The sequence below is a fragment of the Ruegeria sp. SATB027 genome, from assembly GCF_059613825.1.
In genome coordinates this window covers 1-13,169 of the sequence record NZ_JBXWTH010000014.1, presented here as the reverse complement: position 1 = coordinate 13,169, position 13,169 = coordinate 1, and the positions used below count along the sequence as shown (strand labels likewise).

The following is a 13,169-nucleotide window of genomic DNA, read 5'->3' as shown; positions in this document are numbered from 1 at the left end:
ATCTGGCTCGTCACCAGGTCCCGAAAGTGGGGAAAATTACTTCGGTACTTCTGGGGATTTTTACTTCGGCATTGACAGCGATCAATGATTACCTGCTCAGCACCTGCCGCACGTAGTTTGGAGGCCGCCCTATGGCGAAGACCGTAAGTAGTGTTTTCGATGCCAAGCGGCTTGATGTGCTTATTGTTAAGTAGCCCGGTCAGGCTGTCAGCGCCTCTCTCACCACGGCTGTAACGCGCGAACAATGCGTCAGAAGGCTCACCTTCCCCGGCCAACCTTAGCGCCTCTCTGGCAGCCTCCTGAGCGCTGGGCGTAAGCGGTACATCGCGGTCTCTGCTCTGGGTCTTAAGCTCTCCACGCAAGCCATTCGCTCGGACGTGGACAACGCCACGTTCTAGGTCGACGTCCTGCCGTTCCAAAAAACAAAGTTCCTTAGCATGAATACCAAGGCTCATCAGGGTCCAGAGAGGCCAGAGTTCAGACGCCATCGGCTTTAAACGGTTAGAGACTTTGGCAAACTCAGCGTCACTCAGAGGCTTCCTTTTATCTGCCTTTCGGGTAGACGCCTTAGGCAACTCAATTCCGTCCAGAGGGTTCGCTACTTTACCTGCGAGATCGTTCTCACGCAGGGCCAAGGTGATCAGGGCCGACGCTTGGCCCACTTCTCGCTTTATGGTGTCAGCGCTGAGGGGGTCCCCATTGCCCTTCCGATGGGACTTGTAATGGTCGACCAGATCGCGCCCGTGAGCGCGCTTGAGCTTTTCTAAGGGCAACTTATCCAATGGTCCCCACACAGCCTTGAGTGTCCCCGCTAGGCGATCCAAACGGGTGCGCTTGGCCTTATTGTCAGCGCAGCGAAGCGTTCGGTACATGGTAACACCATCGGCAACAGTGGGCGCTGGTGGTTTGGCTTTGGGGTTGATGAGGATTTCCTTGACCATTGGGTCAGGGGCGATTTCCGCAAGGTGGCCACGCAGCCAAGGGTCATCTTCGTCCAGACCTACAACCCCCTCCAACATACCCGCCGCCTTCAAGGCAGCTTCGTGAAACTTCTGGCTAGGTGATCTGGCGTCCAGTCCGACCTGTCGCTCACGCATGGCCTGAACTGTTTTCTCAAACATGGCTTCAATGGCTGCGTGCTCTCGGACCATCTTAGGACCAGATTTGTTCTTGAGGTACACCGTTAGAACAGCGCTATCCATTTGATCAACGATGTCTTTGGGCCAGCGCCGACGATATCGAACCGTCTTTCCGCCTCGCATTTCGTCCAAATGTTTAAGCTTGTAGCTCACCATACTCTCACCTCTGTGTATTAAAGGTGCCCTCATTTGTGTCCTAATTTCCGGGCTGATATCCCAATGAAATAAGGAAATAAAGGCTCTGAGGTGATGATAGTGGTGCCCCCACACGGACTCGAACCGCGGACCTACTGATTACAAATCAGTTGCTCTACCAGCTGAGCTATAGGGGCACTGGCAGTCGATTACTTCGTCCGACAGAGGACTGCAACCCTCATTTTTAACTCAAACTTGGGGATTGCCCGATTTCCTGAGAAAGTGCAGAAACCGCACGGTTGGTTCGTTGCAGATTTTCACGCGACGCAAAGACATAGAATGGGATGGACACAGCCCCTGAGGGTAAAAGGACAAAAGATGCAGGTAGTAATCCATGCCGGGGTCGCTTTCGCCGATGAAGGGCAAGTGCTGTCCTCGCTTTCGGCAAACAAGCAGGCCTTGGCGGATTGCCGTGCTGCGATCTTGGGACCGCGCGGCGGACGTCAGTTTGTCAAGGTTCTGTCTGATGCCCTTGCTCAGGATTTGTCTGATGCAGAAACACAGGACGGGCTGCACGCCCTTCTTCCGGATGATCCAAATGTTGATCGTGTCATCCTCTCTAACGACAAGTTCTTTGGCCCAACACGTTCTGCCCTGCAACATGGACAGATTTACCCTTTTGCCGGGCAGCGGACAGCCTATGTGCAGACCTTGCTGGACGATGCTCAGGTCGAAATATTTGTCGGTCTGGTGAACCCCGGTTTATTCATACCCAAGGTCCTTATGTCGATCCATGAAGATCACCGGCAGGAGATTCTGACCAGCACCGATCTGAGTTGCCTGAGCTGGTTGAGTATGATCGAAGATCTGCGCGATCTTGCACCTCAGGTGCAGCTCACTTTGTGGAAGAACGAACATTTGCCACTGATTCTGGGGGATATCACGCGCGCAATGGCGGGCCTGCCCGGTGACGCTCCTCTGGTGGATGAATATGCGTTGCTGTCGTCGCTTCTGACTGAAACCGGTCAACAGCATGTTCTGGACATCGTGCGGGGCGGCGTCGGCCTCGACAAGGACGCTCAACGCGAAGACCTTGCGCGGGTTTTGGAGGACTATGCCCGGCCCGATGAGGTCGAAGAAGAACTTGATCTGCCCGGCTGGAACGCAGACATCGTTGACGCATTTACAGAGCTTTACGAGCAGGATCTGGCAATCATCCAGACCATGCAGGGCATCCGGATGCTGTAACCCATCTGTCGCGTCCGCACCCTTACAAATGCCCTTTCGTTTGCCGGATGATCCAGTCCGCAAACGCTTGTACGGCTTCGTTCCTCTGCCCGGTCGGCGTTGCAATGAAATATGCGCTGCCCGAGGCATTCACCAATTGCCCGGTCTGGACCAGCGCGCCCGACGCCAACTCGGCCTCGATCAGGTAGGACGGCAAAATCGCAGCCCCAAGCCCTGCAACTGCGCCTTCGATCAGCATCGAGAACTGATCAAAGCGCATCCCTGGAAAAACCGCTCTGGCGTCAAGCCCAAGGCTGGCATGATACTCGGACCATAGCCCGGGCCGTGAGGTCAGATGCAACAGCGGCAGATCGAACACATGCTGTTCCTCGAAAGGCCGTTGGGCGCCCAACAACACGGGCGCAGCTGCCACGACAAGTTTTTCCGGGAATAGCTTGCGTAGCCGCGCACCGGGCCAATCTTCGTGCCCGAAGTGAATGGCAAGGTCCACGCGCCGCTCTTCCAGGCTGAACGGTGTCGTGTAGGAATGCAAATCCAGTTCGATCCCCGGATGCAGGTGCTTGAAATCCGGCAGTCTTGGCACCAGCCACCGTGTCGCAAAGGTGGGCAGGACCGCCAAGGTCAGCAACGACGCACCGTCACCGGCCGCGATCGCACGATTGATCGTACCGTTCAGCCGCTGAAGGTCGCCTGCAAGTTCTTCAAACAAAGCGCGACCCGCCTTCGACAGGCGAACGGCGCGCCCGACCCGGCGAAACAACGTCACCCCCAGCGCAGCTTCAAGTTCACGCACCTGACGGCTAACCGCGCCCTGCGTCACACCAAGTTCCTCTGCTGCCATGGTATAGCTTTCGTGGCGTGCGGCAGCCTCGAAGCTGCGCATGAGGGCAAAAGACGGAAGGGAGCTGATTCTGGGCATATCACTTATGAGTTTTAGTCACAGAAACGATACAAAACAGCGTATTTTTATCAAGTTACTTTGCAGATAGAACCTCAGTCACCTCCAGAGGAAGATTGACAGTGTTTCACCGCGCAAACCGACTAAACGGTATCGAATTGTCCGAAATCGTGCAGATTTCCGAGGCCGCCGCACGCTTGCGTTCGGAAGGGCGCGATGTTCTGGCATTGTCGACCGGTGAGCCTGACCTGCCCACCCCGCCCCATGTGGTCGAAGCTGCCCACGCGGCAGCGCTGGACGGCAAGACGAAATACCCGCCGACGGCCGGGGTGCCCGACCTGCGTGCCGAAGTTGCCCGGCAGGCCAAAGCCGAAGTGACTCAGGTCATTGTGTCCACCGGTGCCAAGCAGGTGATTGCCAATGCCATGCTGGCCAGCCTGAACCCCGGCGACGAGGTCATCATGCCCGCGCCCTACTGGACCAGCTATTCTGACATAGTGCGGATGGCGGGTGGAACGCCCGTCATTCTGCCTTGCCCGATGGATCAGGGATTCAAGCTTCTGCCGGAACAGTTAGAGGCCGCTATCACACCGCGCACGCGCTGGCTGATGCTCAACACGCCGTCGAACCCGTCGGGGGCAATCTATACACAGGATGAGATCGCCGCCCTCGCATCTGTTTTGTCCCGGCATCCACAGGTCTGGGTTCTTGCGGATGAGATTTATCGCCATCTCAGCTTTACTCCATTTGTTTCAGTGGCCGAGGCAGCCCCTGACCTTGCCGACCGTCTGTTGATCGTCGACGGTGTCGCCAAAGCATGGTCCATGACCGGATGGCGCATCGGCTGGGGGATCGGGCCGGTCGAGTTGATCAAGGCAATGGTGGCCGTTCAGGGGCAGGTTACATCGGGCGCCTGTTCGATTGCACAATGGGCCTCGCTTGCGGCGCTGACCGGCAGCCCGGACCTGTTGGAAGAACGCCGGGTCATTTTTTCCGAACGCCGTGATCTGGTGGTTGCAGGGTTGAACACGGTTCCGGGGTTGCGCTGCGCGGCTCCCGACGGGGCGTTCTACGCCTTTCCTTCCTGCGCCGGACTGCTTGAGGATCAGGGTGGACCGTTCAAAAATGACGCTGACTTCTGCACCTGGTTGTTGGAAGATGCCGGTGTCGCTCTGGTTCCCGGTCGCGCCTTCGGGTTGCCCGGACATTTTCGCCTGAGCTTTGCTTATGCCCAAGATACAATTGCAGCGGGGCTTGCACGTCTCAAAGCCGCTGTAGAAAGGAAACTCTCATGAAACCACAATCCCGCCCCCAGCTTGGCCCTTTCACTTGGGATGACCCTTTTCTGCTGGAAGACCAGTTGGCCGAAGACGAACGCATGGTGCGCGATGCGGCCAACGCCTACGCGCAGGACAAACTGCTGCCCCGTGTGACCCAGGCTTTCGCCAATGAAGAAACAGACCCCGAAATCTTTCGCGAGATGGGTCAAATGGGCCTTCTGGGCACGACTATCCCCGAAGAATTCGGCGGCATCGGTGCCAGCTATGTCACTTACGGTCTGGTCGCACGCGAAGTGGAACGGGTCGACAGCGGTTACCGCTCGATGATGTCGGTGCAGTCCAGCCTCGTCATGTATCCGATCTATGCCTACGGAACGGATGAACAGCGCCGGAAATACCTTCCGAAACTGGCCAGCGGGGAGTCTATTGGCTGCTTTGGCCTGACCGAGCCCGATGCAGGTTCGGACCCCGGCGGCATGAAAACCGTCGCGAAAAAGACTGATGGGGGCTATGTCCTCAACGGGTCAAAGATGTGGATTTCGAACGCGCCCATTGCTGACGTGTTTGTTGTCTGGGCCAAATCAGACGCGCATGACGGCAAGATCAAGGGTTTCGTTCTTGAAAAAGGTACACCCGGTCTTTCAGCTCCGAAGATCGAAGGCAAACTGTCGCTGCGCGCCTCGATCACGGGTGAGATCGTGATGAACAATGTCGAGGTCGGGGAAGATGCTCTGTTGCCGGGTGTCGAAGGTCTGAAAGGGCCGTTTGGCTGCCTGAACCGCGCACGATACGGTATCGCCTGGGGATCGATGGGTGCAGCCGAGGCCTGCTGGCACGCCGCGCGGCAATACGGTCTGGACCGAAAACAGTTCGGTCGCCCTTTGGCGCAAACGCAGCTGTTCCAGCTGAAGCTTGCGAACATGCAGACCGAAATCGCCTTGGGCCTTCAGGCCGCTCTGCGCGTGGGTCGTCTGATGGACGAAGCCCGCGCAGCACCCGAGATGATCAGTCTGATCAAGCGCAACAATTGCGGCAAGGCACTTGAGGTCGCCCGCCACGCACGTGACATGCACGGCGGCAATGGCATCAGCCAGGATTTCCACGTGATCCGCCACATGGTGAATCTGGAAACCGTGAACACCTATGAAGGCACGCATGATGTTCATGCCTTGATCTTGGGTCGCGCGCAAACGGGCCTGCAAGCCTTCGCCTGAGGACGACAAAGATGGATCGCGCAACCATTGTGCATGACAACTTCCTGCGCCGGGTTGCGGCACGGGATTTCCCCGCTGGCGCGACGCCGTCTGGCCCACTGACAGCGTCCGAAGCGGTCGGGCTATATCGCGCGCAATGTCTCAGCCGTGCATTGGACCGCCAAAGCCGGGCAATGCAGAAAGCGGGTCAGGGGTTCTATACCATCGGCTCCTCTGGTCACGAGGGGATGGCCGCCGTGGCGGCAGCCCTGCGCCCGACAGACCCCGCTTTTCTACACTACCGCGACGCCGCGTTTCAGATCGCCCGGTCCGATCAGGTGCAGGGGCAGAGCCCGACATGGGATATTCTGTTGTCCTTCGCTTCATCCTCTGATGATCCGATCAGCGGTGGGCGGCACAAGGTGTTGGGGTCAAAAGCACTTTGCATCCCGCCGCAGACCTCGACCATTGCCAGCCACCTGCCCAAAGCTGTCGGCGCGGCTTATGCAATCGGGGCAGCCCGCCGTCACAAACCCGAACATGCAGAAATGCCGGACGACGCCATCGTCTACTGTTCCTTTGGTGATGCTTCGGCCAACCATTCCACAGCGCAAGGCGCGTTCAACACCGCGCAGTGGACGTCTTACCAGTCGGTTCCCCTGCCACTGCTGTTCTGCTGCGAGGACAACGGGATCGGAATTTCGACCAAGACACCACAAGGCTGGATTGCCGCAACATTCTCTCATCGACCGGGACTGAAGTATTTCACGTGTGACGGGCTCGACATTTTCGAAACCTACCGTGTCGCACAAGAAGCCGCCGCCTATGTCCGCAGCCGCAAGAAGCCCGCATTTCTGCACATCCGCACGGTGCGCCTGTATGGCCACGCCGGGGCAGATATGCCCACCACCTATATGCCAAAATCCGAGGTCGAAGCCGAAGAGGCGAACGACCCCCTGCTGCACTCCGTCCGTCTGCTGGAACAATCCGGTGCGATGCAACCGGATGACGCGCTGAAGGTATACACCGACACCTGCGACCGCGTCACCCGCGTCGCCGACAAGGCGATCACCCGCCCTCGCCTGAAAACCGCAGGTGACGTGATGGCCAGCCTGATCCCGCCCGCACGCCCCTGTGCCCCTACCAATGGCCCGTCAGCTGAACATCGAGCTGAGGTATTCGGCGGCGACCTCAAAGCACATGCTGAACCCCAGATCATGTCACGCCTGATCAACTGGGCTCTGAGCGACCTGATGCTTGAACACGGCGAGATCGTGATGATGGGCGAAGATGTCGGGCGCAAGGGCGGTGTCTATGGCGTGACGCAAAAGCTTCAGGCCCGTTTCGGCCCTGACCGGATGATCGACACGCTGCTGGACGAACAGTCGATTCTGGGCCTAGCCATCGGGATGGCTCAGAACGGGTTTATGCCCATGCCGGAAATCCAGTTCCTGGCCTATCTTCATAACGCCGAAGACCAGTTGCGCGGCGAAGCGGCCACCCTGCCCTTCTTCTCGAACGGTCAGTACACCAACCCGATGGTCGTGCGCATCGCCGGGTTGGGGTATCAAAAAGGTTTTGGCGGGCATTTCCACAATGACAACTCGGTCGCGGTTCTGCGCGATATTCCGGGGCTGATCCTGGCCTGCCCATCGAACGGCGCCGACGCTGCACGAATGCTGCGTGAATGCGTGCGGCTGGCCCGGGAAGAACAGCGGCTGGTCGTGTTTCTGGAACCCATCGCGCTCTACCCGATGCGGGACTTGCACGAAGCTGGGGACGCAGGCTGGATGCACACCTACCCCGACCCATCCGAAAGGATCGGTTTCGGCGAGGTCGGCGTGGATGGCGACGGCGACGATCTGGCGATTGTTACCTTTGGCAATGGCGTCTACCTCAGCCATCAGGCGCGCAAACCGCTGGAGGCCGACGGGATAAAAACCCGGATCATTGACATGCGCTGGTTGTCACCGCTGCCCAAAGACGCGCTGACCCGGGCCGTAAGCGGCGCCAAGCGGATATTGATCGTCGATGAAACCCGGCATCACGGTGGCGTGGCCGAAGCCCTGATGGCCCATTTCCACGAAGCCACAGATGTGCCGATGGCACGTATTACCGCCGAAGACAGCTTTATCGCCACCGGCCCGGCCTATGCCGCAACCATGCCATCGAAAGACAGCATCGAGGCCGCAGCAAGATCCCTGATGGAGACGGGCAAATGAGGTCAGCAAAACAAACCGCTGTTGTCATCTGTCCGGGGCGCGGCACCTACAACAAACCTGAATTGGGGGTTCTGGGTCGGCATTTTACCGACAAGGCCCTGCTGGCACATTTCGACGACATGCGACGCGCGCAGGGTCAGGAAACCCTAAGCGAACTGGACGGCGCAACGCGGTATTCCGTGGCAAAGCACACGCGCGGCGACAATGCCTCGGCCCTGATCTTTGCCGCGACGCTGGGCGATTTTCGTGCCATTGATCCAGAGAAGATCGACGTGGTGGCTGTGACCGGAAACTCGATGGGCTGGTATTCGGCCCTGGCCTGCGGGGGTGCCTTGACCGCCGAGGCAGGGTTCGAGGTGGTCAACACCATGGGAACACTCATGCAGCAGAGCCTGATTGGCGGCCAGTTGATCTACCCCTTCTTGGATGCCGACTGGCAGCCGAACCCGGCACGCAAGGCCGAACTGCTGGCTCTGGTCGCTGAGATTGACGGCACTGGCGCGACCCTCACCCTGTCAATTGATCTGGGCGGGATGTTGGTTCTGGCCGGGGATGAAGCTGGGTTATCTGCCTTTGAAAACAAGGTGCCTGTGGTGCAGGAACGCTTTCCGATGCGGCTGGCCAATCACGCAGGGTTTCATTCACACCTGCAACGCCCAGTTGCCGAAGTCGGTCGCACCCGCCTTGCCGCAGATCTGTTCCGACAACCCAATCTGCCCATGATAGATGGCCGCGGTCAGATCTGGTGGCCCGGCGCCTGTGATCTGGACGCGCTTTGGGACTACACCTTGGGTCATCAGGTGACCGAAACCTATGATTTCACAAAGGCCGTATCACAAGCCGCGAAAGAGTTTGCACCCGACATGTTCATCGTCACTGGACCGGGAACCACACTGGGCGGAGCCGTCGCGCAGTGCCTGATCCTGAGCAATTGGGATAAGATGCAGGACAAAGCAAGCTTTCAGACCATCCAACGCGAAGAACCTTCGCTAATCTCAATGGGGATCGAGGATCAACGCACACGTGTGACCTGATCTTGCACTCCCTGGCGGTTCGCCGGGCGCAAACCGATCAATCGCGGGCACCCGCTCCACTCTGTACACCGAACCATCTGTTCAGACCCACCCGAGCAAGCGCCCTGCATTTCAATTCCACGATTCCGGAACGGGAAAAGATGACGGAGCGCTCGGCCTTAGACGGCAACTACTGTCGAATGCTCCGGGTCAAATGGCATCTTCACGCAAATCAGGACACTTTCGGTCAAGCATCTTGCAGACGAGCCAAAGGCCCAGACATTGAACGCTAAGCGTTTGATATCCAGCACTCATTTCTCTGGCTTAAATGGTGCCCGGGGGCGGAATCGAACCACCGACACGAGGATTTTCAATTTTCCTTGGTTTCTATTCAGACTCTTGCAGGCTGGTTCAATCCATCGCGAAAACCATTTCTGTTGAATGACTTACGTCTTGAAGAGACGTCCGCAGTCTATCAAGCCCTGTCATCCTAGCACAGTACTTTTGGCACCCATTGTGCACCCAGTAGAAGGGAACCGACAATCTACTAGGCCTTTGGGTCGAACCAAAGAGGTAAAATTCGGTGTCTTATCCTAATTCTTCGGCCAGATGTTTGGGAGACGTGCGAAGTCCTAAACCAAAGCCTATCATCAGACATATCTTCCACCATCACACAATCATCGAATTGAGTAACGAGGCCAAGCCAATTCTTTAGTGTTCCTAGGGCATTCTTCTTCTGCCCATAAATAACAAGTTCTCCGCAATCTGCCCCGTATTCACCCGGAATGTAACGAGTGGTTAGCTGTAAGTAACCTTTCTTGAGCTTTGAATTACCACCATCAATCTTCGCTTCGCCTATCCAATGAAATCCTTTTGGACCTGACACCGCGATGTCAACGTGCCCACCCCATTGCGTATCATGAGAGGCATTTAGACCGGCCATATTGAGCATTCTAACGATTCTTAGGGAGATCTGGTTTTCGGATTCGTCACTAGTGACTTGCCGATCTATCACTACGTACTCGTAAGATCTCTCAAGAACTTCTTCCAAAATTTGCAGTCTATGAGCGTGGTCTGGTGCCGCAAAAAAAAGGAGAGCACTATTCATTTTCGCGGCGTTAAAAATCTCTTGGACTTCGGCCAGAGTTGAACCATAAAAATAATCGTCTTCTTCCAATATCTTTGTACTCACTGGTATCTACGCACTTCAAACCGGATTGCTATTTCTTCAGGCCGCTCTCCTGTGCCTTGAAGCGCAGCCCAAATATCAGAATCAGACATAGGGGTGTCCGTATCATTGCTTGACAACGAATACCCTTTTAACTTGAGCATAGGGTTGGCTGAAGAGCACATCTGGGACAATGCTGCCAGAAACACTGGGGTCGGAGATTGAACGCCTGCAAGCATCAACATGTCGTCCAACCCTAACAATTGGCCTGGGTGAATTGACTGTTCAGTTATTGCAGAAACCATTTTTTCTTGGATTTCCCCCACGCTTTCAGCTGTGTTTTTCGCGAAATCAACTGAAGAAGGTGTAGCAACAATTGCTTGTGCTCCCGACGAGACTATTGACGTATTAAGATCTGTACCATGCTCTGGATTATGGGTTGGGTTACTTGCCAGCGCGGTATCATGGCCCATGATCTCACCTTTGAAGATCCAGACTTTGATCCCGATTACCCCATAAGGAGTCGTCGCTTCAGAATGAGCGTAGTCGATGTCAGCACGCAGAGTGTGAAGCGGTACGCGGCCCTCGCGATACCATTCGGTGCGCGCAATTTCAGCACCACCAAGACGGCCCGAAACGTTTATGCGGATACCTAGGGCGCCGGTGCGCATCGCGTTCTGTACGGCACGCTTCATCGCGCGACGGAACGATACACGACGTTCCAGCTGCTGAGCGATACTATCGCCAACCAGCTGAGCGTCGAGCTCGGGCTTGCGCACTTCAACGATGTTGAGATGCAGTTCCGAGTCGGTCATTGAGGCGATTTTCTTGCGCAGATTTTCGATGTCTGCACCTTTCTTGCCGATGATGACGCCGGGACGGGCAACGTGAACTGTCACTTTGCATTTCTTGTGTGGACGCTCGATGATCACACGACTGACGCCGGCGGGCTTACACTCTTCCTTGACGAAGTCACGGATTTTCAGGTCTTCCAGAAGAAGATCACCGTAGTCCTTGGTATTTGCGTACCAACGGCTGTCCCAGGTGCGGTTAACCTGAAGGCGCATTCCGGTTGGTTTAATCTTCTTTGCCAAAATCGTGCTCGTTTCAAGCTCAGTGAATTATCAGCATCGTACCTATGCAGGCTAGCCGCCTTACTCGTACCATTCAAGTTGAGTGCTTTGCCGATTTTACGCATCCATTAGCTATGGTTGGATCCGTTCCATTTCTTCGAAAAGTCTGACCATCGCATATGTGTCGAGTTTGCAGTACTCCAGCATAGCTGCACGTAGTTGATCTTTTTCTTCGCTGGCAGGCATATCAATAAGTCGTTTCCAAGCCTCCATTGCATCTGTCCCGTTTGCCACGTCCATTCCAGCGTAGTCGAGATCATTGGCCAAGACTGGCAAGACCTTTTTGATTGAAGTGGAACCTCCAAAGGCAATATCGACGTACGCTTCGCTGAAAATGTCTTCCAAATCGAGCGTACGATCAATCAAGCTTCCGAGGAACGCGGCTTTGTCGGGAAACTGCTGCGCCATCGTCTTGTTCTGGGTGTTTTCAAAGGAAGCGTGCCAAGAGATAACGCTGCCGGCCGGTCCGATGTGCTGCTCCATGTGTTCTACCATCGCAAAGGGGAGCGCTGCTTCCTCGGCTAGATACTCAACGTGAGCCAACTCCATATCATCTGGTGAGCGCTTAATATGGAGGGAGTATTGAAATGGAATCGGTGACTGAGGGCGCGCACCATCAACGATAGGAATCGCAGAGGCGTAGGTCTCATAATCCAGAAAATACAACGGATACTCTGCCTTTGAGAACCACTGGGACAAAGCGCCTTGGTCGATCAAAGGTTCTTTAAGGTGTGCAGAGCGGAGCACGAAGCTCTGCTTCGCTGTCACCTCATCGATCCCAATTTCATCCAGATCGAACCTCCCTTCGCCCACGAAGGTCCCTAACTTTGCTTTAGATATTCGCGGCAAGTTATAGATAGAAGGTGATGGAATACCCGGATTGAAGTAGTCAAAGCTGTCACAGTGATTGGACTTAGTTAGCGTCAAGCAACTGCATGAGGTTTCATCAATCTCTGGCATCGCCAACAAGTTCACCGCCTCGGAGATTTGCTGCTCAGTTTCTTCCCTAACACTCTGAACTTTCGTGGTGACATCGGCAAATTCCAATAGCGCCTCTGGGTCTACATCGCCATCGCGAACATAGTCCCCATTCAGATGTACAATGAACACTTGGTTGACACTGAGACCAAGCTCTTGCGCTGCCAATGCCTGAAAGCATGCGTCCTTGATTTGGTTGTGTTTCGCGTCTGTCTTTACCCGTGTTGACGATTTGATCTCATAGAGATTGATCGTGCCATCCTCATTTTCGCGCACCATATCCGCCTTGGCGTACAAGCCGCGCTCGGTCTCAAACTCTACCTGAAATGAAAACTTGTCGGCATCGCCACGGCCTTCGATGAGGCTACGCACGCAAGCTTCCACTTCGTAGCCTTCTGCGGCGAGCTTCTTGGCGTAGTCCGAAAACTCACCATGGGGATAGACCTCAGGTTTGTGTTTTAAAAGCCAGAACGAATTGGGACACTGAAGGAAATGGATGAAATCGGTCTTTGAAACTCTCATGTCACGCCTCTCAACATGTGCAATTGTTTTGAAATAGCTAGTTTGAGTTTAAAATGGAAAATCGTTATCGTCTTTATGTTCAGCCTCTGGTTTTGGATCAGGCGTGTATACCTCATGAGAAACATGGCTGACCCCTGAAACTTCATGAGAAGTCAATGAGCCCTTGATCAGCCCCACTTGTGTGGTCCAATTTGATTGTTAGTGCATGATTGGCCTTTGGTCCATCTGAACGATGGTTTC

At 55.5% G+C, this 13,169-nt stretch carries 9 protein-coding genes, 1 tRNA gene and 1 pseudogene; 5 read left to right on the top strand and 6 right to left on the bottom strand.

What is annotated here, in order from left to right:
• The coding region (locus AC2FPW_RS01505; protein WP_496812351.1) for a tyrosine-type recombinase/integrase at window positions 1–1,292 on the bottom strand (1,292 nt) is incomplete at its 3' end.
• Between the two features lie 103 nt (window positions 1,293–1,395).
• Window positions 1,396–1,471 (bottom strand) — tRNA-Thr (locus AC2FPW_RS01500).
• Window positions 1,472–1,652: 181 nt separating this feature from the next.
• On the opposite strand from AC2FPW_RS01500, the gene AC2FPW_RS01495 reads away from it, so the two are divergent.
• Window positions 1,653–2,522 (top strand): hypothetical protein, encoded by an 870-nt coding sequence (locus AC2FPW_RS01495; RefSeq protein WP_496812350.1) that lies wholly within the window; start codon window positions 1,653–1,655, stop codon window positions 2,520–2,522.
• Between the two features lie 22 nt (window positions 2,523–2,544).
• Here the strand turns inward: AC2FPW_RS01495 and AC2FPW_RS01490 are convergent, their stop codons facing one another.
• A complete protein-coding gene (locus tag AC2FPW_RS01490) occupies window positions 2,545–3,441 on the bottom strand; it encodes a LysR substrate-binding domain-containing protein (protein ID WP_496812349.1) in 897 nt (298 codons plus the stop codon).
• Window positions 3,442–3,542: 101 nt separating this feature from the next.
• Between AC2FPW_RS01490 and AC2FPW_RS01485 the strand changes: the two genes are divergently transcribed.
• The 4 genes from AC2FPW_RS01485 to AC2FPW_RS01470 are packed head-to-tail and all read left to right on the top strand — an operon-like array spanning window position 3,543 to window position 9,149.
• On the top strand, window positions 3,543–4,715 hold the full coding sequence (locus tag AC2FPW_RS01485; protein ID WP_496812348.1) for a pyridoxal phosphate-dependent aminotransferase: 1,173 nt from the start codon (window positions 3,543–3,545) through the stop codon (window positions 4,713–4,715).
• Entirely contained in the window at window positions 4,712–5,914 is a 1,203-nt protein-coding gene (locus AC2FPW_RS01480) for an acyl-CoA dehydrogenase (protein ID WP_209508024.1), read from the top strand. The genes AC2FPW_RS01485 and AC2FPW_RS01480 overlap by 4 nt, the downstream gene beginning before the upstream one ends.
• 11 nt (window positions 5,915–5,925) lie before the next feature.
• A complete protein-coding gene (locus AC2FPW_RS01475) occupies window positions 5,926–8,115 on the top strand; it encodes a dehydrogenase E1 component subunit alpha/beta (RefSeq protein ID WP_496812347.1) in 2,190 nt (729 codons plus the stop codon).
• Window positions 8,112–9,149, top strand: coding sequence for an ACP S-malonyltransferase (locus AC2FPW_RS01470; protein ID WP_496812346.1), 1,038 nt, complete (start codon window positions 8,112–8,114; stop codon window positions 9,147–9,149). The genes AC2FPW_RS01475 and AC2FPW_RS01470 overlap by 4 nt, the downstream gene beginning before the upstream one ends.
• Window positions 9,150–9,675: 526 nt before the next feature.
• Here AC2FPW_RS01470 and AC2FPW_RS01465 read toward each other — a convergent pair.
• The 3 genes and pseudogenes from AC2FPW_RS01465 to AC2FPW_RS01455 all read right to left on the bottom strand — a co-directional run bounded on the left by AC2FPW_RS01465 (window position 9,676) and on the right by AC2FPW_RS01455 (window position 12,929).
• On the bottom strand, window positions 9,676–10,305 hold the full coding sequence (locus AC2FPW_RS01465; RefSeq protein ID WP_496812345.1) for a hypothetical protein: 630 nt from the start codon (window positions 10,303–10,305) through the stop codon (window positions 9,676–9,678).
• Window positions 10,306–10,757: 452 nt separating this feature from the next.
• Window positions 10,758–11,390 (bottom strand): annotated as a pseudogene (gene rpsC / locus AC2FPW_RS01460) (30S ribosomal protein S3); the annotation flags it as partial.
• A gap of 111 nt (window positions 11,391–11,501) precedes the next feature.
• Window positions 11,502–12,929, bottom strand: a complete 1,428-nt coding sequence (locus AC2FPW_RS01455) for a DUF2779 domain-containing protein (protein ID WP_496812344.1) — start codon at window positions 12,927–12,929, stop codon at window positions 11,502–11,504.
• Between the last annotated feature and the right edge of the window lie 240 nt (window positions 12,930–13,169).

Coding starts and splice junctions, on each gene's coding strand:
- AC2FPW_RS01480 (WP_209508024.1), top strand. CDS start 4,712: ATGAAACCACAATCCCGCCCCCAGCTTGGCCCTTTCACTTGGGATGAC.
- AC2FPW_RS01455 (WP_496812344.1), bottom strand. CDS start 12,929: ATGAGAGTTTCAAAGACCGATTTCATCCATTTCCTTCAGTGTCCCAAT.
- AC2FPW_RS01495 (WP_496812350.1), top strand. CDS start 1,653: ATGCAGGTAGTAATCCATGCCGGGGTCGCTTTCGCCGATGAAGGGCAA.
- AC2FPW_RS01490 (WP_496812349.1), bottom strand. CDS start 3,441: ATGCCCAGAATCAGCTCCCTTCCGTCTTTTGCCCTCATGCGCAGCTTC.
- AC2FPW_RS01475 (WP_496812347.1), top strand. CDS start 5,926: ATGGATCGCGCAACCATTGTGCATGACAACTTCCTGCGCCGGGTTGCG.
- AC2FPW_RS01470 (WP_496812346.1), top strand. CDS start 8,112: ATGAGGTCAGCAAAACAAACCGCTGTTGTCATCTGTCCGGGGCGCGGC.